At 66.6% G+C, this 23,883-nt stretch carries 21 protein-coding genes; 14 read left to right on the forward strand and 7 right to left on the reverse strand.

The features are described from left to right. The first annotated feature begins 28 nt into the window (after positions 1-28). A complete protein-coding gene (locus IG194_RS04685) occupies positions 29-988 on the forward strand; it encodes a threonine dehydratase (protein ID WP_058490640.1) in 960 nt (319 codons plus the stop codon). Here IG194_RS04685 and soxR read toward each other — a convergent pair. Next, the gene (gene soxR / locus IG194_RS04690) at positions 961-1,443 is read right to left on the reverse strand and encodes a redox-sensitive transcriptional activator SoxR (protein ID WP_058490642.1); all 483 of its coding nucleotides are present in this window, start codon (positions 1,441-1,443) and stop codon (positions 961-963) included. The two genes, IG194_RS04685 and soxR, sit on opposite strands and share 28 nt — an antisense overlap. 73 nt (positions 1,444-1,516) lie before the next feature. Between soxR and IG194_RS04695 the strand changes: the two genes are divergently transcribed. The 7 genes from IG194_RS04695 (at position 1,517) to IG194_RS04725 (ending at position 11,241) form a co-directional block, all read left to right on the forward strand. Beyond that, positions 1,517-1,885 carry an antibiotic biosynthesis monooxygenase family protein gene (locus IG194_RS04695; RefSeq protein ID WP_043270869.1) on the forward strand — a complete coding sequence of 123 codons (369 nt, stop codon included), beginning with the start codon at positions 1,517-1,519 and terminating at the stop codon, positions 1,883-1,885. A 409-nt stretch (positions 1,886-2,294) separates the two neighbouring features. Further along, positions 2,295-4,331, forward strand: coding sequence for a type VI secretion system tip protein TssI/VgrG (gene tssI, locus IG194_RS04700; protein WP_192353640.1), 2,037 nt, complete (start codon positions 2,295-2,297; stop codon positions 4,329-4,331). Beyond that, positions 4,328-5,221, forward strand: a complete 894-nt coding sequence (locus IG194_RS04705; RefSeq protein WP_058490648.1) for a DUF4123 domain-containing protein — start codon at positions 4,328-4,330, stop codon at positions 5,219-5,221. Before tssI ends, IG194_RS04705 begins: the two co-directional genes overlap by 4 nt. Next, complete coding sequence (locus tag IG194_RS04710; protein ID WP_058490650.1) at positions 5,218-8,424, forward strand: toxin VasX; 3,207 nt, start codon at positions 5,218-5,220, stop codon at positions 8,422-8,424. The genes IG194_RS04705 and IG194_RS04710 overlap by 4 nt, the downstream gene beginning before the upstream one ends. Next, on the forward strand, positions 8,421-9,359 hold the full coding sequence (locus IG194_RS04715; protein WP_058490652.1) for a hypothetical protein: 939 nt from the start codon (positions 8,421-8,423) through the stop codon (positions 9,357-9,359). Before IG194_RS04710 ends, IG194_RS04715 begins: the two co-directional genes overlap by 4 nt. Continuing rightward, positions 9,356-10,303, forward strand: a complete 948-nt coding sequence (locus tag IG194_RS04720; protein ID WP_058490654.1) for a hypothetical protein — start codon at positions 9,356-9,358, stop codon at positions 10,301-10,303. The genes IG194_RS04715 and IG194_RS04720 overlap by 4 nt, the downstream gene beginning before the upstream one ends. After that, positions 10,300-11,241: a hypothetical protein gene (locus IG194_RS04725; RefSeq protein WP_058490656.1), complete on the forward strand. Its 942-nt coding sequence runs from the start codon at positions 10,300-10,302 to the stop codon at positions 11,239-11,241. The genes IG194_RS04720 and IG194_RS04725 overlap by 4 nt, the downstream gene beginning before the upstream one ends. A 9-nt stretch (positions 11,242-11,250) precedes the next feature. On the opposite strand, the gene IG194_RS04730 is transcribed toward IG194_RS04725, so the two are convergent. Then, complete coding sequence (locus IG194_RS04730) at positions 11,251-11,838, reverse strand: tRNA-uridine aminocarboxypropyltransferase (RefSeq protein WP_058490657.1); 588 nt, start codon at positions 11,836-11,838, stop codon at positions 11,251-11,253. Further along, entirely contained in the window at positions 11,835-12,731 is an 897-nt protein-coding gene (locus IG194_RS04735; RefSeq protein ID WP_009623521.1) for a LysR family transcriptional regulator, read from the reverse strand. The genes IG194_RS04730 and IG194_RS04735 overlap by 4 nt, the downstream gene beginning before the upstream one ends. A 286-nt stretch (positions 12,732-13,017) precedes the next feature. On the opposite strand from IG194_RS04735, the gene speB reads away from it, so the two are divergent. The 6 genes from speB to IG194_RS04765 all read left to right on the forward strand — a co-directional run bounded on the left by speB (position 13,018) and on the right by IG194_RS04765 (position 20,016). Then, positions 13,018-13,977: an agmatinase gene (speB, locus tag IG194_RS04740; protein WP_043270882.1), complete on the forward strand. Its 960-nt coding sequence runs from the start codon at positions 13,018-13,020 to the stop codon at positions 13,975-13,977. Positions 13,978-13,987: 10 nt separating this feature from the next. After that, on the forward strand, positions 13,988-14,392 hold the full coding sequence (locus IG194_RS04745) for a YybH family protein (RefSeq protein WP_058490658.1): 405 nt from the start codon (positions 13,988-13,990) through the stop codon (positions 14,390-14,392). Between the two features lie 25 nt (positions 14,393-14,417). Further along, positions 14,418-15,932 carry a purine-cytosine permease family protein gene (locus tag IG194_RS04750; protein WP_058490659.1) on the forward strand — a complete coding sequence of 505 codons (1,515 nt, stop codon included), beginning with the start codon at positions 14,418-14,420 and terminating at the stop codon, positions 15,930-15,932. Between the two features lie 118 nt (positions 15,933-16,050). Next, the gene (locus IG194_RS04755; RefSeq protein WP_058490660.1) at positions 16,051-17,430 is read left to right on the forward strand and encodes a sodium:solute symporter; all 1,380 of its coding nucleotides are present in this window, start codon (positions 16,051-16,053) and stop codon (positions 17,428-17,430) included. A gap of 94 nt (positions 17,431-17,524) precedes the next feature. Further along, entirely contained in the window at positions 17,525-19,126 is a 1,602-nt protein-coding gene (locus tag IG194_RS04760) for a 5-guanidino-2-oxopentanoate decarboxylase (RefSeq protein ID WP_009623526.1), read from the forward strand. A 164-nt stretch (positions 19,127-19,290) separates the two neighbouring features. After that, positions 19,291-20,016 (forward strand): MBL fold metallo-hydrolase, encoded by a 726-nt coding sequence (locus tag IG194_RS04765; protein ID WP_058490661.1) that lies wholly within the window; start codon positions 19,291-19,293, stop codon positions 20,014-20,016. A gap of 69 nt (positions 20,017-20,085) precedes the next feature. On the opposite strand, the gene IG194_RS33020 is transcribed toward IG194_RS04765, so the two are convergent. The 4 genes from IG194_RS33020 to IG194_RS04780 all read right to left on the reverse strand — a co-directional run bounded on the left by IG194_RS33020 (position 20,086) and on the right by IG194_RS04780 (position 23,861). After that, a complete protein-coding gene (locus IG194_RS33020; RefSeq protein WP_009623528.1) occupies positions 20,086-20,217 on the reverse strand; it encodes a PA1414 family protein in 132 nt (43 codons plus the stop codon). A gap of 155 nt (positions 20,218-20,372) precedes the next feature. Next, entirely contained in the window at positions 20,373-21,305 is a 933-nt protein-coding gene (locus IG194_RS04770) for a DMT family transporter (RefSeq protein ID WP_058490663.1), read from the reverse strand. A 189-nt stretch (positions 21,306-21,494) separates the two neighbouring features. Beyond that, a complete protein-coding gene (locus IG194_RS04775; RefSeq protein ID WP_058490665.1) occupies positions 21,495-22,595 on the reverse strand; it encodes an extracellular solute-binding protein in 1,101 nt (366 codons plus the stop codon). Between the two features lie 225 nt (positions 22,596-22,820). After that, a complete protein-coding gene (locus IG194_RS04780) occupies positions 22,821-23,861 on the reverse strand; it encodes a histone deacetylase family protein (RefSeq protein WP_009623534.1) in 1,041 nt (346 codons plus the stop codon). Positions 23,862-23,883: the final 22 nt, after the last annotated feature.

Genomic DNA, 23,883 nt, shown 5'->3' on the forward strand with positions numbered 1-23,883 from the left:
ACTGCCCGTTCCCCATAGGAGAACCTCCATGCCGCTCAGCCTGCCCGCCCTCGAAGCCGCTGCCGCCATCGTCCACCGCAGCCTGCCGCCCACCCCGCAGATCCGCTGGCCCCTGCTGGTGGAAGCCCTGGGCTGCGAAACCTGGGTCAAGCACGAGAACCACTCGCCGGTGGGCGCCTTCAAGCTGCGCGGCGGGCTGGTCTACTTCCACCACCTGGCGGCCCAGGCGCCCTGCCCGGCCGGGGTGATCAGCGCCACCCGCGGCAACCACGGCCAGTCCATCGCCTTCGCCGCGGCGCGCCTGGGCATGCCGGCGACCATAGTCGTGCCCCACGGCAACAGCCGTGAGAAGAACGCCGCCATGCGCGCCCTGGGCGCCAACCTGATCGAGCACGGCGAAGACTTCCAGGCCTCCCGCGAATACGCCACCGCACTGGCCGAGCGCGACGGCCTGCACCTGATTCCCTCCTTCCACCCCTGGCTGGTGGCCGGCGTGGCCAGCTACAGCCTGGAGCTGCTGCGCGCCCTGCCCGGCCTGGACGTGTGCTACGTGCCGGTGGGCATGGGCTCGGGCATCTGCGGGATGATCGCCGCGCGCGACGCCCTGGGCCTGAAGACGCGTATCGTCGGCGTGGTCTCCAGCCATGCGCCGGCCTATGCGCTGTCCTTCGCCGCCGGCGAGCCGGTGTTCCATGCCACCAGCACGCAACTGGCCGACGGCATGGCCTGCACCACCCCGGAGCCGAATGCGGTGGCGATGATCCGCGCCGGCGCCGACCATTTCGTCCAGGTCAGCGATGCGGAAATCGGCGCGGCCATGCGCCTGCTGTTCACCGCCACCCACAACGTCGCCGAGGGCGCCGGCGCCGCGGCGCTGGCCGCCGCCCTGCAGGAGCGCGAGGCGCTGCGCGGGCTGAAGGTGGGCCTGGTGCTCAGCGGCGGCAACGTCGACCGCGAGGTCTACGCCCGCGAGCTGTCCGTCGGCTGACCGTCCCAGTGCGCGCCCGGCCCCTGCTCCGCCAGCCTGTCGCCGGGGTTGCGCAGCGGGCAGGTCTCCAGCGACAGGCAGCCGCAGCCGATGCAGCCGTTGAGCTGGTCGCGCAGCAGCACCAGCTTGGCGATGCGCTCGTCCAGATCGTCACGCCAGCGCGCCGACAGCCGCGCCCAGTCGGCGGCCATGGGCGAGCGCCCGCTGGGCAGGCTGGCCAGGGCCTCGGCGATCTCGTTCAGCGGGATGCCGACACGCTGCGCGACTTTGACCACCGCCACCCGGCGCAGCACGTCGCGCGGGTAACGGCGCTGGTTGCCGGCATTGCGGGTGCTGTGGATCAGCCCCTTGGCCTCGTAGAAATGCAGCGCGGACACGGCCACGCCGGCGCGCCTGGCGAGTTCGCCGACGCTCAGTTCATGGGGTACGTGCAGGGCCTGGTGTTTTTTCGGCATGGCGGGCTTGACCTCAAGTTAAGTTGAGGTTTTACCCTCGCCAGCGTCTGCCTTCAAGCCCAGGAGCCCACCCATGATCATTCCCAGCGCCTACTGCAGCACCGACGCCGACCAGCCCGAGACCCCGACGCATTTCGCCCTGCTGATCGACATCGAGGTGGCGCCGGCGCAACAGCCCGACATCGCCGAGCGCCTGGGCCGCTACCTGGAACAACTGCGCGAACTGTTCCACCAGGCCCCGGGCTACCTGGGCGCGGAACTGCGCGCCAGCGAAGACGGCCGCCACCTGCTCGGCTGCGTGCACTGGCGCAGCCGCGAGGACTGGGAAACCACCTGGGACTGCGGCGCCACGCGCAGCGAACTGTTCAGCGACAGCCTGCTGCGGCTGGGGGCCAGGAGCATTCATTTCGACAGTTTCCTGGTGGCGGAGCGGTTGGCCTGAGGGCCGTCGTCGAGGTGCTCTTCGTAGGATGGGTTGAGCCTTGGCGAAACCCATGCGGTCGTGGCGATGGGTATCGCTTCGCTCAACACCATCCTACGCTGGAATTTCCGCGGCCCATGGTCGCGAATCGCGCGCAGGGCGCGCTCCTACAGGTGGGAGCGGAGGTGGACTCCGTCCGCGATCCGGCCGCCAGGCTGGCTTCTCTCTACAGGCTCATGTGCAGCAGCGGGAACAGCCGGCCTTGTTCGTCAGTCTCGGTGCGGCCGTTCCTCGTCATCGATGACAAGAGCTCTACATCATGACTGAGACTTGAGAGGGGAATTCCTTCATCCATTGAGGAAGCGGCCGATATTTCTCCACGCTCCTTGGTTGTTCTGATGCGTGGCTCGCAAAGAATTGGAGCCACGTCATGTTCGCCCCAGCCAACCAAACGCAGTTCAGCCTGAATATCGACGGCCTCGACAGCGACCTGCAGGTGCTCGAATTCCATGGCCGCGAAGCCCTGAACCAGCCCTACCGCTTCGACATCGAGCTGGTCAGCGAACGTCCCGACCTGGACCTGGAAAGCCTGCTGCACAAGGGCGCCTACCTGGACCTGGGGCAGGGCCACGGCATCCATGGCCAGTTGCACCGGGTGGCCCAGGGCGAATCCGGCAAGCGCCTGACCCGCTACCAGGTGAGCCTGGTGCCGCGCCTGGCCTACCTCGCGCATCGGCATAACCAGCGCATTTTCCAGCAGCTGACGGTGCCGCAGATCATCGCCCGGGTGCTGGAGGAGCACGGCATCCTCGCCGACGCCTACCGCTTCCAGCTCGGCCCCACCGTCTACCCGCCGCGCGACTACTGCACCCAGTACGACGAGAGCGACCTGCACTTCGTCCAGCGCCTGTGCGAAGAGGAAGGTCTCCACTACCACTTCGAGCACAGCCCCGACGGGCACCTGCTGGTGTTCGGCGACGACCAGACGGCCTTCCCCAAGCTGGCGCCGGTGGCCTACCAGCAGGACTCCGGCCTGGTCGCCGACCTACCGGTGATCAAGCGCTTCGGCCAGCGTCTGGATACCCGTACCGCCCGCGTCAGCCGCCGCGACTACGACTTCGAGAAGCCCAGGCTGCAACTGGAAAGCACGGCGCGCAGCGACAGTCGCCCGGACCTCGAGGACTACGATTACCCCGGTCGCTTCACCGACCGCGAGCGCGGCAAGCTGCTGAGCCAGCGCAGCCTGGAAAGGCACCGCGCCGACTACCGCCAGGCCGAAGGCCGCAGCGACCAGCCGAGCCTGCGCAGCGGCCATTTCCTGCCCCTGCGCGAGCACCCGCGCGGCGAGTGGAACGACCTCTGGCTGCTCACCGAAGTGCGGCACGAAGGCAAGCAGCCGCAGGTGCTGGAAGAGTCGGTCACCAGCGACGCCCGCGACGGCAAGGACGACTTCCAGCAGGGCTACCGCAACCGCTTCCTCGCCACGCCCTGGGACGTGCCCTACCGCCCGCCGCTGGCGCATCCCAAGCCGCGCGTGCTGGGCAGCCAGACCGCCGTGGTAACGGGGCCCAAGGGCGAGGAAATCCACTGCGACCGCTACGGCAGGGTCAAGGTGCAGTTCCACTGGGACCGCGAGGGCCAGGCCGACGACAAGACCAGCTGCTGGCTGCGCGTGGCCTCCAGCTGGGCCGGCAAGCAGTACGGCGCCATCGCCATCCCGCGCATCGGCATGGAAGTGCTGGTGACCTTCCTCGAGGGCGACCCGGACCAGCCGCTGATCAGCGGCTGCCTGTACCACGCCGAGCACCTGCCGGCCTACGAGCTGCCGGCGAACAAGACCCGCAGCCTGTTCAAGACGCTCTCCAGCCCCGGCGGCGGTGGCTACAACGAACTGCGCATCGAGGACCGCAAGGGCCAGGAACAGATCTACCTGCATGCCCAGCGCGACTGGGACGAGAACATCGAGCACGACCAGAAGATCCGCGTCGGCCACGAACGCCACGACACGGTGGAGGCCAACGCCTACAGCGAGTTCAAAGCCGAGGAACACCGCACCACCCATGGCGACCGCAAGGTCGAGGTGCGCGCCGACGACCACCTGACGGTGGGCAACGACCAGCACCTGAAGCTCGGCAGTGGCCAGTTCATCGAGGCCGGCAACGAAATCCACTACTACGCCGGCGAGAAGGTGACGATCGACGCGGGCCAGGAACTGACGCTCAAGGCCGGCGGCAGCTTCGTCAAGCTCGACCCCGGCGGCGTCACCCTCAGCGGTGCCGACGTCAAGCTCAACAGTGGCGGCAGCCCCGGTGTCGGCACGGCGGCCGCTCCCCTGCTGCCCGGGCCGTTGCAACAGGCGGACCAGGACAAGCCCGGAGCCTTGCTGATCGCCGCGCAGCGCCAGGCCCTGCTGCGCAAGTTGCCGGTGTGCGCCATCTGCGCCCAGGCAGCGGGAGCGCAAGCATGAACGCCGAGGTTCGCTACCTGCCGCCGCTGCCAGCCGGCTTGCCATGGGCCGAAGGGGCCAGCTTGCTGCTGGATGGCGCCAGCCTCGCAGAGCTCCCCCAATGGCTGCGGCAATGGAGCGGGACTGCGACCTTCCAGCCCCTCTACGCCCAGACGCGATGGGACGAGCTGGTCGATATCTCCCCCTGCCTCGTCCAACTGAACGGGCCGGACGATGCATTGCTCGACGCCTTTCTGGCTCAGGGCCAGGGGGATTGGGGCTACCTGCTGTTCGGCCAGGCCCCCTGGCATGAACGGCTCGCCCATCTGCGCTGGCTGCTCAACGCACGCCATCCCCGGGGCGAGGAAATGCTCCTGCGCCTGGCCGATCCGGCGGTAGCCAATGCGCTGCTGGGGCGGGCCGTGGCCAATGGCGATACCTGCCTGTTCGGCCCATTCGAAAGCATCCTCGCCTTCGATGGCGAAACCCGCTCCTGGCTATGTCACCGTCGCCCCGCGGGGCCTGTGCCGGCTCGACAGGACGGCCCGTATCGACTTGACGACGAAGAACTGGAACGCCTGGGCGAAGTGCGCTGGCAGCGTGTCGTGGAACAACTGGATGCGCACCTGCGGCAGGCCTTCCCGCACTACGCCGCGGACTGCGACAGGTCGGCGCGCCGCGCCCATTTGCGCGGATTGGCCGAGCAGGCCCACGCCAGAGGCCTATGCAGCGAAATCGACATTGCCCGCTACGCCAATCTCTTCGGTCTGCTGGGCGAGCAAGCGCTGCAGGACTACCCGGAGATAGCCGCACTGCTCGACACGACATCCAGCCAAACGCCATCCCGGCGCCTGGAGGCTGCCGCGGACCTCGCTTACGCCATAGCCCTGCAAGCAAGGAGCGCTTCATGATCAGCAACCCCAACCGCCTGCACGGCATGAGCCATGACGACGCCCGCAACCCGATCGCCAGTTGCCCGGCGCGCCAGAACGAGCTGTACGTCGTCCCGGCGCGCTACGCCCTGGCCGAGCACCCCGCCCGCCACGCCAGCCTGCAACCGGCCGTGCGCGCCAGCAGCCACCCCATGGCCCTGCGCCGCCTGCGCGGTGGCTTCCTCTACCTCTGGCATGCGCAGGGGCCGCTGCAACGCTATGCCGTGGCCGCCGACGGGTTGCTGCAGTCACAACCGCTGACGGCCGACGAGAGCGTCCTGCTGCGCGGCAGCCAGGCCGGCTTCGCCCTGGACAAGCGCCACGATGCCTGGCTCCTGTACAGCGAAATCCCCCTCGGCGCAGATGCCTGCGCCCAACTGGCGGAGGCCGGCATCCGCCAGCGGCGCATGCGCCACGTCGCCCTGGGCGAGGTCGCCCTGCGCCTGCAGGCACCGCACTGCCCTCCGCTCGACGCAAGTGAAACGCTGCTGGCCGAACTGATGCCGGAGGTTCGTGAACGTGTTCTGGCCAAGGAGCATGCGCAGAACCACGAGGCGGACAAACGACGGACCCGGGAACTGGCCGAGCGGATGAACGCTGCCCCCACCCAGGAGAACGTGCGCGCCTATATCCACGCCATGGAGTGGTACAACGCCGGCTCGCAAGCCGCCATGCGCCACCCCCAGGCCGAGCAGGAGGACGCGCCGGGCGCCTGGAGCGCCCAGGTGTGGGAAGTGCCCGCCACCTCGGCGTGGCTGGACAGCGCACGCAGCGAGGCCGGGGAACTGCATGCGGTGCTCGCCGTACTCGACGACGACCTGGGCGTGCTGCGCGACCTCAACCACGAGCAGGAACAGCTGGAAGCCCGCCACGAAGCCTGGATGGCCGACAACAACCTGCGCCAGAACGTCGGCGGCTTCATCCGCAGCCTGGTCCGCGAGGACGGTGGCGAGTTGGCCAGCCTGCTCAATTACCGTTACCGCGAACACGATATCCAGCTCACCCCCGAACAGGGCGAGCAGTTGCTCGCCGCCCAGGCGCCCCTCAAGGCCCTGCTGGACGAAGAGACCCAGGTCAACGTCCACGAACGCCAGCGCATCGGTCACGCCGCCGCCGACGAGCGCATCGCGGATATCGCCCACCGTCGCGAACACCGCCTGGCGCCGCTGCGCGCCTTCATCCCCGCCGAACTGCAGCAGCAGGTACAGGACATCGTACGCGACTACCGCCAGGACAAGGCCAGCCAGCTCGCCGGTGGCCGGGCCAGCGCCAAGGTCGCCGAATACATCGACCTGGAACGCATGGACCGCTGGCTGGACGAGCAGGCCCCGGCGCATTTCCGCCAGGTCGAGGCCCGCCATGCCAGCCTCTATGCCGACCGCCAGGCCTTCCTGCCGCGCCACGACCTGGGCAGTTGGTTCGTCGAGCACGACAATCCGCAGCACCAGTGCTGGCTGGACGAACTGGCCGACGCCTGCCTCAGCGCCCAGTGCCATCGCCGCCAGGGCGTCGAGCAGTTCAGCGACTTCCTGCGCGCCAAGGACGGCGGCGTCTTCCGCTTGCTGTTCCTGGGCTGGAGCCCATCGCTGGAAGCGGCGGTGAACAACACCGCGCGCCTGGGCGAGCTGCAGGCGGCGCTCGCCCAGGACAACCTGAGCGCCACCCACGAGGCCCTGACCCACCTGCTCGGCGCCGCGACCGTGCAGGCGCTGCAGCGCCTGGCCAGCGACGTCGACGGCTACTGGAGCCTCACCGTGGCCCGCCTGGGCGCCGTGCTGCTGGCGCTGCAGCAGAAGGGCACCCTGCCGGGGCAATGGCTGGGCACCCTGCTGGTCACCCGCCTGGGCGCCGGCGCCCCGCTGGTCCGCACCCTGAACAACGGCGTGGCCACCTGGCGCCTGCTCGGCCAGCAGGCGCAACAGCTCGGCCAGTGGGTCAACAACACCGCCCAGGCCATCGGCCAGGGCCGCGCCGCCGGCATCCTGCAAAGCCCCGCGGTACAGAACAGCGGCGGCTTGCTGCCGCTGGCGGCGCTGCTGGTCAACGCGCTCAATGCCGAGAGCTACCTGGCGCAGGCCCATGCCCTGGAGCGGATGGATACCCAGCGCCGGGCCGAGACCATTTCGGCCACGCTCTATGCGGGAGCAGCATTGGTGGCGGTGGTGCAGAATTGGGTGATTGTTGGCTGGGGAGTACAGGAGTTCAACTTGCGGGGCGCTATTGCGCCAGCTCTGACGCTGTTTGGCGGATTTGTAGGGGGACTGTCATTCACTGCTGCTCTCGCAGAGTTCATAGCCATGCAGGAGCAATTCGAAACCGCTCAAAGCAAAATTGATCCTTGGATGGAAATCCGTCGTTTGGCAGTAACAGGCCAGATCGCCGCTTTTGGCACCCAGGCTGCCCTAGGCCTGGGATTGACCAGCATGCGCCTGCTCAACCGGATCGATACCCCAACAGCCATCCGCCGCTTCCGCCTGGGCATGGGGCCGATCAATCTGTTGCTGCTCGCATTGGGCGGAGTCTACCTTTTTGCATGGTGGCGGCAATCCACACCGCTGCAGCAGTACCTGGCCAACTGTTGCTGGTCCAAGGCTCGCGCCGGTAATACCGATCCCATTCCCGCCGAGCAGCAGCAACGGGAGTTCGACCAGTTGCTGACATTGCTCTACCAACCGCGCGTCAGCGTCGATAGCAAGCCCCAGCGAGTGCCCGGCTCCCTGGGCGACACCGTCAGCCTGGAAGCCATCCAGCGCCTGACCATCGACTTGCCGGGTGCCGAGCCGTCCAGTGTCGAACTGGAGTTGGGCCTGATCGGCAGTCCCGTACCCGACCACTTCCGCATGTTCCGCAGCAACGACCAGCCCAACCTGGATATCGGCGATCTCTGGCTGGAGCGCAGCCAATGCACCTGGATACCAGCGGACCAAGGCCAGGGCCTGCGCCTGAGCGGCACCTTCCGCCAGGCCCAGATGCGCCTCTCGCTGCGCCTGCGCTACCACAGCCCGCTGGCGGATCTGGCTGGCATCACGACCATTGGAGGAGAACAGGGCCTGGCCTATGTCCTGACGGCGGAAAATGCACCTGTCACATTGCGTCCCGGCGAGCCCACCCCGGAACTGGACCGTGCGCAAACCTACCGCCTGACTGGCGAGAACTACCTGCATCCCAAGGAAACTCGATGACACTTCCCCCCGCCGGCAGCCAGAAGAAGGGCCTGTTCTCCCGCGAGGACTACCTGGCGCCACCGGCCATTCCCACCGGCCAGCCTCCAAGGGATGTGCTTAATACCATCTGGCGTAAGAACGAGGTGTTTCTTGATATCGGCCAGTACAGCATTGGCTCGTTCGTGATGATGGCCTGGCCGATGTTCTTACTCTTTCTCTGGGGGGCACTGGCATTTAGAGAAACACTGCCTGCTTTCTCCCTCGGCATGACGATTGGTGGCTTGATTATCGTTGGGGTTCCCTCGTCTTTCGTGCTTTATAGCTTGACGCAACCTGTCCCTCCACCTACCCGCTTTAACCGCCAACGCCGCGAAGTCTGTGTACCGCAGAAAGACGGCAGCTACTGGATAGTGCCCTGGGAAACCGTGGTGGCGCAGGCCATTGCCATGGACTCGGTGGGGCGCCATGGCAAGACGACTCAAGGCATGCTGGTGGTGGGCTTCAAGAACCCGGACCCGAATGCGAAGGAAGGCGAACGGGACTGCAGCATGGGGTTCAGTTGTGGTGGTGGTACTACGGCGATGCGCCTTTGGGAATGCATGCGCAGTTATATGGAAGTCGGGCCGGAAGCTGTCCCCGACAACCTTTGGCGCCTGAACAGGAAGAAAGGAATCCTGGCCAGCTATATCGATGATGTTATCGAGGCGGGGAAAACCAAGGGCTGGCTGCGAGCGTTGCTATGGGAAGGTTTCTGCGGGTTGATTGTGTTCAACACCTTGCTGATCGACCTGATCGAGCGAAAGAAACTCTCACCCCCTCCCGACCTGACCGATCCCAATATCGTCGAATGGTCTAAACCCCTGCCACCCGAACAATGGGCCAAGCGCTCCCCCGAGTGGGACGAAGCCATTCGCCAACGTGAGGCAGAACTGGCACGAGAGGCTGCGACATGACGCCTCCCCCCGCCGGCAGCCAGAAGAAGGGCCTGTTCTCCCGCGAAGACTACCTGGCGCCACCGGCCATTCCCACTGGGCAGCCTCCAAAAGATGTGCTCAATACCATCTGGCGCAAGAACGAAGTTTTTCTCGATATCGGTCAGTACAGCATTGGCTCGTTTGTGATGATTCTATGGCCACTAGTACTGATATCCGTCTTATATCTCTATTTCTCCTGGACAGAGGGTGCAATAGATTATTTTTGGGGCTCGGCACTATTAATCTTCTTGGTAGTGGGAGTTCCCCTATTGATGCTGCTCTACAGCCTAACTAAGCCGGTCCCACCGCCCGCCCGCTTCAACCGCCAACGCCGCGAAGTCTGTGTATCGCAGAAAGACGGTAGCTACTGGATAGTGCCTTGGGAAACCGTAGTGGCGCAGGCCATTGCCATGGACTCGGTGGGGCGCCATGGCAAGACCACCCAAGGCATGCTGGTGGTGGGCTTCAAGAACCCGGACCCGAATGCGAAGGAAGGCGAACGGGATTGCAGTATGGGGTTCAGTTGTGGTGGCGGTACTACGGCGATGTGTCTGTGGGAGTGCATTCGCAGTTATATGGAGATCGGTCCCGAGGCGGTGCCTAAATGCCATTTCGAAGGAGAGAAAACCGGTAGAAGTCTACTGGGTTGGTTCTTGAGCATCATGGGCGATGCCATTCGTTCCCTATTGAAGGGAAACGTCAAGTCCGCGCTCAAGGATGTTTTCTTCACCTTCTTTCTAGGTGCTCCGCTAGGTTTTTATCTACAAGAGCGAAAGCTGATCCCCCCTCCCGACCTGACCGACCCCGCCATAGTCGAATGGTCCAAACCCCTGCCATCCGAACAATGGGCCAAACGCTCCCCTGAGTGGGACGAAGCCATTCGACAACGTGAGGCGGAGTTGGCAGGGAAGGCTGCGACGTGACCTTGCCCCCCGCCGGCAGCCAGAAGAAGGGCCTGTTCTCCCGCGAGGACTACCTGGCGCCACCGGCCATTCCCTCCGGGCAGCCTCCAAAAGATGTGCTCAATACCATCTGGCGCAAGAACGAGGTGTTTCTCGATATCGGCCAGTACAGCATTGGTTCGTTTGTGATGATAGTTTGGCCTTTAATATTGTTATTTTTCCTGATCAACGACATGCCATCTCTGGATGAGTCACAGGAAATACAAGTGCTCTATTGGTTTGGTTTCTTCTGCTTTGTTGCTTTCCCTATTCTCATATTGCTTTATGCATTGATTCAATCACCTCCTCCTCCCACCCGCTTCAACCGCCAACGCCGCGAAGTCTGTGTGCCGCAGAAAGATGGTAGCTACTGGATAGTGCCCTGGGAGACCGTAGTGGCGCAGGCCATTGCCATGGACTCGGTGGGGCGCCATGGCAAGACCACCCAAGGCATGCTGGTGGTGGGTTTCAAGAACCCGGACCCGAATGCGAAGGAAGGCGAACGGGACTGCAGCATGGGGTTCAGTTGTGGTGGCGGTACTACGGCGATGCGCCTTTGGGAATGCATGCGCAGTTATATGGAAGTCGGGCCGGAAGCTGTCTCCGACAACCTTTGGCGCCTGAACAGGAAGAAAGGAATCCTGGCCAGCTATATCGATGATGTTATCGAAGCGGGGAAAACCAAGGGCTGGCTACGGGCGTTGCTATGGGAAGGCTTCTGCGGGTTGATTGTGTTCAACACCTTGCTGATCGACCTGATCGAGCGAAAGAAACTCTCACCCCCTCCTGACCTGACTGATCCCAATATCGTCGAATGGTCCAAGCCTCTACCACCCGAACAATGGGCCAAGCGTTCCCCTGAGTGGGACGAAGCCATTCGCCACCGTGAGGTGGAGCTGGCGGGAGAGGCTGCGACCTGATCTTGTCGCTTACCTCCGATGGTTCCGCACGAAGACATCCTCCCCCATCGCTGCGATCTGCCCGTCGATCAGCGCTTCGAACGGGCGCAGCAGCGCGTCGAAGGACTGCGGTGCATCCAGCGCGTTCAACGCATGCACCACCGCCTCGATGGTCGACAGCGCGCCCTCGGCCGGTGCCTTGCGCAGGCGGTAGCGCGAGGTCAGGCCTTCGGGCAGCACCACCCGCGGCAGGGCCGCCAGGTTGGGGTTGAGGTGCAGCAGCTTGCGCGCCTTGCGCCAGGTGCCGTCGGGCACCACCAGCAGGCGTGGCCGGGAGGCCGGGCGGGCGGCCAGTTCGGCGAGGGGGATGGCGTTTTCGCCGGGGAACAGCAGCCAGGCGTCCTCACCGCTCAGGTCGAGGTCGCGGAAGTCCTCGCCCACCCGCAGTTCGGCCTTGGCCAGGCCGAGGGCCGCCAGGCGCGCGGTGTTCAGGGCGTGGCCGGTTTCGCTGGGGTGTTGCAGCAGGAGCACGCGGGTACGGTTGTCCAGGCGCGGGATCAGCACGCACAGGCAATGGCCGGCCGGGCGCAGGCAGCGTTCGCAGCGGGCGCGGCTCATGGCTTGCCCGGCTGCGTGCGCAGCAGGTCGCGGAAGTTCTGGATCAGCGGCTCGCGGGAGCGGCCGCGGCGCAGGATCAGCGAGAACGGCGCCTGGTAACCGAAGGTGGCCGGCGACAGCGCGCGCAGCCTGCCCTGCTCCACCCAGGAATGCGCGTAGTGCTCGGGCAGGTAGCCGATGTAGCCGCCGGAGAGGATCAGGATCAGCTGCGCCTCCATGCTTTCCACCGTCGCCGCGCTGTGCTTGAAGCCGTGGCGCGCCAGTTCCGCCTGGCTCCAGTAGCCGCGGCCGACCATGCGCTGCTGGGTGATCAGCTCGGCGGGGATGCGCCGGCCGTCGAACAGCGGGTGGCGGTCGCTGCAGTACAGCCAGTGCTGCTCGCGGTACAGCGGCTGGTAGACCAGGCCGTTCATGCGGCTGAAGAAGGAGCCGATGGCCAGGTCCAGGCGGTTGTCCAGCACCGCCAGTTGCAGTTCGTAGGGGCTCTGTACCTGCAGGTGCAGGTGCACCGCCGGGTGCAGGCTGCTGAACGAGCCGATGACGTCGGCCAGCGGCAGCGCCGGGTCGCTCACCGTGGAGTCGAGCACGCCGAGGTTGAGGGTGCCTCGCAGTTCGCCCTTCAAGGTCGCCGCGTAGCGCTCGAAGCCTTCCAGTTCGCCGAGGATGCGCAGGGTTTCCTGGTGGAACAGCTCGCCCTTGCTGGTCAGGCCGAAGCCGCCGCGGCCGCGGTGGCAGAGCACGATGCCCAACTGGTTCTCCAGCTGGCTCATGTAGGTGCTGATGGCCGAGGTCGACAGGTTCAGCTCCTGCTGCGCCGAGGCGAAGCCCTGGTTGCGCACCACGCAGGCGAAAATCCGCAGAAGCTTGACGTCGGGCAGGGCGCTGGCGCTCATGAAGGGCTCCGCAATTCGGGGTGAAGGGGCTCTAGTTCAGCCCTCCCTGGACTGGCAATCGGCCAGACCGTCCGTCGCCGCCCGGCCTGCAAGGCACATACGGCGGGCCCGGCGCCGCGGGGGCTGCGACAGGGCAACGCAGTCTAGCCGTGGAAATAAGTTTAGAAAACTCTGAACTGATTATTTGTAGCCAGCGATTCTTCCCACTACCGGGCATGACCAGAATCCGGCCTCAGTATCAACAAGCCTGTTTCCACGAAAACAGCGAATCCCGTGAGGCCTACCCATGGACAAGAAACTCCACCAGCCCCTGGGCGGAAACGAAATGCCGCGCTTCGGCGGCATCGCCACCATGATGCGCCTGCCGCATATCCAGGCCCCCGAACAGCTCGACGAGCTCGATGCCGCCTTCGTCGGCGTGCCCCTGGACATCGGCACCTCGCTGCGCTCCGGCACCCGTTTCGGGCCGCGCGAGATCCGCGCCGAGTCGGTGATGATCCGTCCGTACAACATGGCCACCGGCGCCGCCCCGTTCGACTCGCTGAACATCGCCGACATCGGTGACGTGGCGATCAACACCTTCAACCTGCTGGAAGCCGTGCGCATCATCGAGGAGGCCTACGACAAGATCCTCGACCACGGCATCGTCCCGCTGACCCTCGGCGGCGACCACACCATCACCCTGCCGATCCTGCGCGCCATCCACAAGAAGCACGGCAAGGTCGGCCTGGTGCACATCGACGCCCACGCCGACGTCAACGACCACATGTTCGGCGAGAAGATCGCCCACGGCACCACCTTCCGCCGCGCCGTGGAAGAAGGCCTGCTGGATTGCGACCGGGTGGTGCAGATCGGCCTGCGCGCCCAGGGCTACACCGCCGAGGACTTCAACTGGAGCCGTAAGCAGGGCTTCCGCGTGGTCCAGGCCGAGGAGTGCTGGCACCAGTCGCTGGCGCCGCTGATGGCCGAAGTGCGCGAGAAGGTCGGCGGCGGCCCGGTGTACCTGTCGTTCGACATCGATGGCATCGACCCGGCCTGGGCGCCCGGCACCGGCACCCCGGAAATCGGCGGCCTGACCACCATCCAGGCGATGGAGATCGTGCGCGGCTGCCAGGGCCTGGACATCATCGGCTGCGACCTGGTCGAGGTCTCCCCGCCCTACGACACCACCGGCAACACCTCGTTGCTCGGCGCCAACCTGCTGTACGAAATGCTCTGCATCCTCCCGGGCGTACAGCGCCGCTGAGTGACCCCAAATGCATAACGACGCCTGCGTAGCACAGGTGCTGGAGGCTGCCCGCGCGCTCGTGGCAGCCTTCGCGCGCACCGACACCGAGGCCTACTTCGCGGCCTTCAGCGAAGACGCCAGCTTCATCTTCCACAACTGGCCGCAGCCGCTGCGCACCCGCGCGGCCTACCGCGAGGTGTGGGAGAGCTGGTTGCGCGACGACGGCTTCGAGGTCCTCGACTGCCAGTCCAGCAATACCTTCGTCAGCCTGCAGGGCGAGGACGTGGCGATCTTCAGCCACGACGTCGCCACGCGGCTGCGCATCCAGGGAACGGAGAGCCTGAACCACGAACGGGAGACCATCGTCTTCCGCCGTGAACAACAACAAGGCCGCTGGCTGGCCGTCCACGAGCACCTGTCGCCTGCGCCATGAGGCGGGACTTTCCCGGGAGGAAGTCATGGATAACAAGAACAACCAACATGCAATCACCACCATCGAGACATTCGGCGTCGAGCAGATTCCGGACGCCGAGCGCAACGCCACGCCCACCGACCTGTTCCGCATGATCTTCGGCGGCGCCAACACCTTCGCCACCGCCGTGCTGGGCAGCTTCCCGGTGCTCTTCGGGCTGTCGTTCCAGGCCGGCGCCTGGGCCATCGTCCTCGGCGTGCTGGTCGGCGCGCTGATCCTCGCGCCCATGGGCCTGTTCGGCCCGATCAACGGCACCAACAACGCGGTCTCCTCCGGCGCGCACTTCGGCGTGCATGGGCGGATCGTCGGCTCCTTCCTGTCGCTGCTGACCGCCATCGCCTTCTTCTCGCTGTCGGTGTGGAGCTCGGGCGACGCCCTGGTCGGCGGCGCCAAGCGCCTGTTCGGCCTGCCGGAAACCGACCTCACCCTGGGCCTGGCCTACGGCCTGTTCGCGGTGCTGGTGCTGGTGGTGTGCATCTATGGCTTCCGCTTCATGCTGCTGGTCAACAAGATCGCCGTGTGGGCCGCCAGCCTGCTGTTCCTGCTGGGCGTGTTCGCCTTCGCCGGCCCCTTCGACGCCGGCTACGCCGGCAGCGTGCAGCTGGGCGGCGCGGGCTTCTGGGCCGCCTTCATCGGCGCCACCCTGCTGGCCATGAGCAACCCGGTGTCGTTCGGCGCCTTCCTCGGCGACTGGGCCCGCTACATCCCGCGCGAGACCTCGAAGCCGCGCATCATGCTGGCGGTGCTGCTGTCGCAGCTGGCTACGCTGATCCCGTTCTTCTTCGGCCTGGCCACCGCCACCATCGTCGCCGTGAAAGCGCCGGACTACATCGCCGCGAACAACTACGTCGGCGGCCTGCTGGCCATCTCGCCGAGCTGGTTCTTCCTGCCGGTATGCCTGATCGCCACCATCGGCGGCATGTCCACCGGCACCACCTCGCTGTACGGCACCGGCCTGGACATGTCCAGCGTGTTCCCGCGCCTGCTCAACCGCGTGCAGGCCACCCTGTTCATCGGCCTGCTGTCGATCGCCTTCATCTTCATCGGCCGCTTCGCCGCCAACCTGGTGCAGAGCGTGTCTACCTTCGCCGTGCTGATCATCACCTGCACCAGCCCCTGGATGGTGATCATGATCCTCGGCCTGATCGTGCGCCGCGGCTTCTACCACGCCGACGACCTGCAGGTGTTCACCCGTGGCCAGCAAGGCGGCGCCTACTGGTTCCACCACGGCTGGAACTGGCGCGGCATGGGCGCCTGGATTCCCAGCGCGCTGGCCGGCCTGTGCTTCGTCAACCTGCCGGGGCAGTTCGTCGGCCCGCTGGGCGAGCTGGCCGGCGGCATCGACATCAGCCTGCCGGTGACCCTGGGCCTGGCCGCCCTGCTCTACCTGACGCTGCTGCGCACCTTCCCGGAATCCGCCGGGGTGTACGGCCCGCAAGGCCCGCGCTGGGTCGGCAGCCACGACCGCCCGGTGCTCGGCATCAACGAGCCGGCGGCCTGACCCCGCGACACCCATAGTACCCGTGAGACGCCGACGGGCCGGTCGCCACCGGTCCGCCGGCCTACCGCCCGCCAGCCGCGGGCGGCAACAATGACAATTCGAGTGTGAGGAGCCGATCATGGCCTTGGATATAATCGTCGTTCTGATCTATGCCGCCGGCATGCTGGTACTGGGCTGGTACGGCATGCGCCGGGCGAAGACCCACGAGGACTTCCTGGTAGCGGGACGCAACCTGGGCCCGTCGTTCTACATGGGCACCATGGCCGCCACCGTGCTCGGCGGCGCCTCCACCGTCGGCACCGTGCGCCTGGGCTACGTCCACGGCATCTCCGGCTTCTGGCTGTGCGCCGCGCTGGGCGCCGGCATCATCGCGCTGAACCTGTTCCTGGCCAAGCCGCTGCTGAAGCTGCGCATCTTCACCGTCACCCAGGTCCTGGAGCGCCGCTACAACCCCATGGCGCGCCAGGCCAGCGCGGTGATCATGTTCGCCTACGCGCTGATGATCGGCACCGTCTCCACCCTGGCCATCGGCACCGTGATGCAGGTGCTGTTCGGCCTGCCGTTCTGGGTCTCGATCCTGCTCGGCGGTGGCGTGGTGGTGGTCTACTCGACCATCGGCGGCATGTGGTCGCTGACCCTCACCGACATCGTCCAGTTCATCATCAAGACCGTCGGCCTGATGTTCCTGCTGCTGCCGATCTGCCTGTACCGCGTGGGCGGCTGGGACGAGCTGGTGGCCAAGCTGCCGGCCAGCGCCTTCAGCTTCCACGCCATCGGCTACGACACCATCATCACCTACTTCCTGATCTACTTCTTCGGCATCCTCATCGGCCAGGACATCTGGCAGCGCGTGTTCACCGCGCGCAGCGAGGGCGTGGCCAGGTACGCCGGCACCGCCGCCGGCGTGTACTGCGTGATCTACGGCCTGGTCGGCGCGCTGATCGGCATGTGCGCCAAGGTCCTGCTGCCCGACCTGGACAACGTCAACAACGCCTTCGCCGCCATCGTCCAGGCCTCGCTGCCGGACGGTATCCGCGGCCTGGTGATCGCCGCCGCCCTGGCCGCGATGATGTCCACCGCCAGCGCCGGCCTGCTGGCCGCCTCCACCACCCTGACCGAGGACCTGCTGCCGAAGCTGCGCGGCGGCAAGACTTCCAGCCTGGGCATCAACCGCCTGTTCACCGCCCTCACCGGCGTCGTGGTGCTGGCCATCGCCCTGGTGGTGAACGACGTGATCAGCGCCCTGACCCTGGCCTACAACCTGCTGGTGGGCGGCATGCTGATCCCGCTGATCGGCGCCATCTACTGGAAGCGCGCCACCACCGCCGGCGCCATCACCAGCATGACCCTGGGCTTCGTCACCGCCCTGGCGTTCATGCTCAAGGATGGCTTCGACGCCAACACGCCGATCTACTACAGCCTGGCCGTCGGCCTGGTCAGCTTCGTCGTGGTCAGCCTGCTGTCGCGCCGCCCGCAGGCGGCCGCCAGCGTCGCCTGACGCGCACGCAGCGATGAACAAGGGCGCGGCGAGTCGATCTCCGCGCCCTCTTCGTTTGAGAATCCCCTCACCCACGAACAGAGAAGGAACTGCCATGACCACCTGCGGCGAATTCCTCGTCAAGCAACTCGAAGCCTGGGGCGTGGACACCGTCTTCGGCATCCCCGGCGTGCACACCGTCGAGCTCTACCGCGGCCTGCCAGGCAGCGCCATCCGCCACGTCACCCCGCGCCACGAGCAAGGCGCCGGCTTCATGGCCGACGGCTACGCGCGCGTCACCGGCAAGCCGGGCGTGTGCTTCATCATCACCGGCCCGGGCATGACCAACATCCTCACCGCCATGGGCCAGGCCTACGCCGACTCCATCCCGATGCTGGTGATCAGCAGCGTCAACGAGCGCTCGCGCCTGGCCCACGGCAACGGCTACCTGCACGAGCTGCCCGACCAGCGCGCCATGACCGCCGGGGTGAGCGCCTTCAGCCACACCCTGATGAGCGTCGAGGAGCTGCCGGCGGTGCTGGCCCGCGCCTTCGCCGTGTTCGACAGCGAGCGCCCGCGCCCGGTGCACATCGAGCTGCCGCTGGACATCATCACCGCCCCCGCCGAGCACATGCAGGTGCGCCCGCGCGTGCAACTGGCGCGCCCGGCCCCGGCGCGCTCGCCGCTGCACGAAGCGGCGGCCAAGCTGGCCAAGGCGCAGAAGCCGCTGCTGCTGCTCGGCGGCGGTTGCGTGGCCGCCCAGGCCGAAGCCCGCGCCCTGGCCACCGCGCTGGACGCCCCCACCGCGCTGACCGTCAACGCCAAGGGCCTGCTGCAGCCGGAGCACCCGCTGCTGGTCGGCAGCAACCAGTCGCTGGTGCCGGTGCGTGAACTGGCGCTGGAGGCCGACGTGGTCCTGGCCATCGGCACCGAGCTGGGCGAGACCGACTACGACGTGGTGTTCGACGGCAACTTCCGCATCGGCGGCGAGCTGATCCGCATCGACATCGACCCGCAGCAGCTGATGCGCAACCAGGTCCCGGGCATCGCCATCCAGGCCGACGCCCGCACCGCCATGCGCGCCCTGCTGGAACTGCTGCCGGCCCGCCAGGCCAGCGCCGACAGCCCCGGGGCCCAGCGCGCGGCCAAGGTGCGCGCGCAGCTGGCCGAGGACTTCAGCGGCTGGGCGCACTACCGCACGCTGTTCGGCAAGATTCTCGAAGCGCTGCCGGACGCCCGCTTCGTCGGCGACTCCACCCAGACCGTGTACAGCGGCAACCACCTGGTGGAACTGGACGGCGGCCGCCGCTGGTTCAACTCCGCCAGCGGCTACGGCACCCTCGGCTACGGCCTGCCGGCGGCCATCGGCGCCAAGCTCGGCGAACCGGGCCGCCCGGTGATCAGCCTGATGGGCGACGGCGGCCTGCAGTTCACCCTGCCGGAGCTGGCCAGCGCCGTGGAGGCCAGGGTGGGCATCATCGTGCTGCTGTGGAACAACCACGGCTACGGCGAGATCAAGCGCTACATGGAGCGCCGCGACATCACTCCGCTGGGTGTGGATATCTACACGCCGGACTTCCTCGCCATCGCCCGCGGCTTCGGCTGCGAAGCGGAGCGGGCGCGGGATTACGAGCACCTGCAGGCGTTGCTGCGTAACGCGCCGAGCGATCGGCCGTTGATCGTGGAAGTAATGGAGGCGGCGCCGTTCGCGCCTTGAGGCGATGGAGTGAGGTGCGGCAGCCCTCTCCCTTCAGGGAGAGGGAAAGGCCTCCCACCCGGCACCGCCCTCACAGGCATGCCACCCTGTAGGAGCGGGCCCTGCCCGCGAAATCGCGCGCAGGGCGCGCTCCTACACAAAACACAAAGACACCAGGCCCCACCATGAAAATCGTCACCCGCGACCGCTGGTTCGAAGTCCGCCACTGCTACGACGGCGTCAGCCTGATCCACGAGCCCTGGGTGCGGCCCTTCTACCGCTGCAACATGTGGCACATCCAGGGCCGCGAGCGCGACCTGCTGGTGGACAGCGGCTCCGGCCTGGTCAGCCTGCGCGAGCAGTTGCCCTGGCTCACCGAGCGGCCGCTGCTGGCGGTGGCCAGCCATACCCACTTCGACCACATCGCCGGCCACCACGAATTCCCCGAGCGCCTGTGCCACCCGGCCGAGGCCGACATCCTCGCCAGCCCCGACGGCGAGCGCACCCTGGCCACGGCCTTCGTCGGCGACGAGATGTTCGAAGCGCACCCGGACTGCCCGCTGTGCTACGCCGAGTACCGGGTGAAGGCCGCGCCGGCCACGCGCACCATCGACGAAGGCGACATGCTCGACCTGGGCGACCGCGTGCTGGAGGTGCTGCATACCCCCGGCCATTCACCGGGCGGCATCAGCCTGTGGGAAGCACGGACGCAGACGCTGTTCTCCGGCGACATCGTCTACGACGGCCCGCTGATCGAGGATGCCTACCACTCCAACCTGGACGACTACGCGCGCAGCCTGGAGCGTCTGCGCCAGCTACCAGTGCGCACCGTGCACGGCGGGCACTTCCCGAGCTTTTCCGGGGAACGCCTGCGGCAGATCATCGACGAGTGGTTCGCGGCCCACGGCTGAAATACCGCGGCCCAACGCAATCTGCCCGCATGAGCGGGCAGAAGGTGTGTCCAGCAGATGCTTCAGGAGTCAGCGTCGGCGTTGCTGTGCGTAGCGCCGTTGCTCATCGCTTGGAATGGGAATGGGTTGCAGGCGCGGAGGCTCGATGAGGCCGAGCGTGACACCCAGTTTCCATGCCAGGGTTTGCAGCCAGAGTTTCATGGGATGCCTCCTTTGCGGCGGAAGGGTCGGGCGGCCCGCTTCCGGGCCGCCCTAAGAGTAGAGTAGCCCGGCGTCCCACTCTCCGCCCGTGCCACTCACTCCTTGCAACAAAGACTACGCGTCGGCCGGCCGCGATCCGCTGACCTGGATCAAGTTCAGGCACGCTTGCCACGCAATGCCCGGCGCACCCACGCCTCGCAACTGACCAGGGAAATCCCCGCCAGCACCAGCGCCGCCCCGGCGATGAAGTTCCAGGCCAGCGGCTCGTGCAACAGCAGCACGCCGAAGGCGATGCCGAACAGCGGCGTCATGAAGGAGAACACCGCCAGGTTCGACGCCAGGTAGCGGCGCAGCAGCCAGAACCAGGCGAAATAGCTGAAGAAGGACACCACCACGCCCTGGAACAGCACGCTGCCCACGCCCAGCGCGGTGAAGCGCACGTTGCCGAACTCGCCCAGGGCCAGGGCGATGAAGGGCAGCAGCAGCGCGGCGGCGAACAGCTGGTAGAACAGCGTCAGGCTGGTCGGCGCCTCCGACAGCCGCGTACTGCGCACCACCACCGTGGTGGCGCCCCAGGAGGCCCCGGCGAGCACGCCGAAGAAATCCCCCAGCAGCATGCGGCTGTCCATGTGCCGCAGGTCGAAACCGCCGCCGAAGCACAGGGCGATGCCGCCGAAGCACACCGCGATGCCCAGCCACTGCAGCGGCCGCAGGCGCTCGCTGGGCAGCAGGAAGTGCAGGCCCAGGGCGGAGAAGATCGGCGCCGTGTAGATGAACACCGCCATGTGCGAGGCGCTGGTGTACACCAGGCCCTGGGCGATGAACAGGAACTCCATGGCGAACAGCAGCCCGGCCAGCGCGCCGCCGGCCAGGGTGCCGCCCGCGGCCTTCCAGTCGCCGCGCCAGAGCACCAGCAGGCCCACCAGCGTGGCGGCCAGCAGGTTGCGGGCGAAGGCCTGCATGATCGGCGCTATGTCGCCGGCGGCGAGCTTCACCGCCACCTGCTGCACGCCCCAGATCAGGCACAGCAGCAGCATCGCTTGCAGGGCGAAGGCGTCGGCGCCTTTGCGCGGGGGTAGCGGCGTCATATGCACCTCCGCAGTCCGGGCGAAGGAAGGGAGCAACGGCAGCAAGGCAGTTTCATGGCAAGGCTCGGCAGTGAGCGGGCACCAAGACGAGGAAACGGCGGTACCCCAAGGGTATACCGCCGATTATTCCAGTTAAGCGACGAACGGCACCAGCGCAAATCCGACACCGCCGGCCGCCAGGGCGTCAACTTACTGCCCGGTCTTGACCTTGCTCCAGGTGCGGGTGCGGATGCGCTCCAGCTTCGGCGGCAGCATCTCCACCGAGTACAGCTTGGCCTGCACCTCGGCCGGCGGGTAGACGTTGGGGTTGTCGCGCAGGTCGGCGGAAATCAGCTTGTCCGCCGCCTGGTTGGGGTTGGCGTAGGCCACGTAGTCGGAGATCGGCGCCACCACCTCCGGGCGCAGCAGGTAGTTGAGGAAGGCGTGGGCCTGCTCGACGTTCTGCGCGTCCCTGGGGATGGTCAGCACATCGAACCAGGCCGCGGTGCCCTCCTTGGGAATGCGGTATTCGATGTGGATGCCGTTGTTCGCCTCCTTGGCGCGGTTGGCCGCCTGCATGGCACCGCCGGACCAGGCCATGGCCACGCAGACGTCACCATTGGCGAGGTCGGTGACGAACTTCGAGGAGCTGAAGTAGGTGATGTACGGGCGCAGGCTGCTCAGCAGCGCCTCGGCCTTGGCATAGTCCGCGGGGTCGTGGCTGTTGGGCGACAGCCCCAGGTAATGCAGGGCCTCGGGGATCACCTCGGTAGGCGAGTCGAGGAAGGCCACGCCGCACTGCTTGAGCTTGGCGAGGTTCTCCGGCTTGAAGATCAGGTCCCAGGAATCCACCGGCGCGTCGGCGCCGAGGATGGCCTTCACCTTGTCGACGTTGTAGGCGACGCCGTTGGTGCCCCACATGTACGGCATGGCGTACTGGTTGCCCGGGTCCTTGCTCTCCAGCACCTTGAGCAGCGCCGGGTTGAGGTTCTTCCAGTTCGGCAGCTTGCTCTTGTCCAGCTTCTGGAACACGCCGGCCTTGAGGTAGTTGGGCAGGAAGCTGTCGCTGGGCACCACCAGGTCGTAGCCCGAATGCCCGGAGAGCAGCTTGGCCTCCAGCACCTCGTTGCTGTCGTAGACGTCGTACTTGGGCGCGATGCCGCTGTCCTTCTGGAAGCCCTTGAGGGTGTCCGGGCCGATGTAGTCGAACCAGTTGTAGATGCGCACCACCGGCTCGGCGCTGGCGATGCCGGCGGCGGCCAGCAGCGCGGCGCCGAGCAGGCCGCGGATGATCTTGTTGTTCTCGCGCATGAGTCGCTCCTCGAAACGGCGCGCCCTTAGAGCCTGTTTACGATCTCGCGAGCTAGAGCAGAACAAGGCGCAACGACCAACGGGAGTAACAGCCGAAGGCTGGCCCGAAGGGCGAGCGCAGCGAGTCAAAACAGGCGAGGGAGCGGAGTTTAGGCCGCTAAATGAGCATCGCTCGCCTGTTTTTAACGCAGTTATGCCGACGCGCAGCAGATCGTAGACAGGCTCTTAGCGGGCGGCGCCCTCGTAACCTTGCAGGACGTTGACTGCGTTGACGCCGATGGCCTCGACCGCGTAGCCGCCTTCCATGATGAACAGCGTCGGCAGGCCGAGGGCGGCAATGCGTTCGCCCATGCGCAGGTAGTCCGGGGAGTCCAGCTTGAACTGGGAAATGGGGTCGTCCTTGTAGGTGTCCACGCCCAGGGACACCACCACCGCGTCCGGCGCGTAGGCGGCGATCTTCCGGCAGGCGTCCTCCAGGGCGGCGGACCAGCCGTCCCAGCCGGTGCCGTGGGCCAGCGGGTAGTTGTGGTTGAAGCCCTCGCCCGCCCCTTCGCCGCGCTCGTCGGCATGGCCGAGGAAGTACGGGTACTCCACCAGCGGGTCGCCGTGGATCGAGGCGAAGAGTACGTCGCCACGGTCGTAGAACAGCTCCTGGGTGCCGTTGCCGTGGTGGTAGTCGACGTCGAGGATGGCCACGCGCTTGGCGCCCTGGTCGAGGAAGGCCTGGGCGACGACGGAGGCGTTGTTGATGAAGCAGTAGCCGCCCATGAAGTCGCTGCCGGCGTGATGGCCCGGCGGGCGGCACAGGCCGAAGGCGGTGCGCGCGCCCTGGCGCATGTGGTCCTGGGCGGTCAGCGCGACCTGGGCCGAGCTGTACACGGCCTGCCAGGTACCGGCAGTGATCGGCGCCTCGGTGTCGAAGCTGTAGTGACCCAGCTCGCCCATCAGGGCGGTGGGGATGGGGCCGTCGCGGCGCAGGCGGCGGCCCGGGAAGGTGGTGGAGACCAGGTCGCCGCTGTGGCCCTCGGCGGCCCAGCGGGCCCAGGCGCCCTTGAGGAAGGCGACGTACTTCGGATCGTGCACGCGGTGGATGGCATCCAGGCCGAAATCCTTCGGCGCGATGATCTCGCCGAGCTGCTGCGACTTCACCCGGGCCAACACGGTGTCGGCGCGGCTGGGCATTTCGAAGCAGGGCTGGAGCTTGCCATCGACCAGTTCGGACTGGCCGAAATGCAGGCGGTGATCGTCGCTGTAGACGGTCAGCATGAGTAAAACCTCTCGGCTTTGT

This window comes from Pseudomonas sp. ADPe (assembly GCF_014843515.1).
GTDB classification, from domain to species: Bacteria; Pseudomonadota; Gammaproteobacteria; order Pseudomonadales; family Pseudomonadaceae; genus Pseudomonas; species Pseudomonas citronellolis.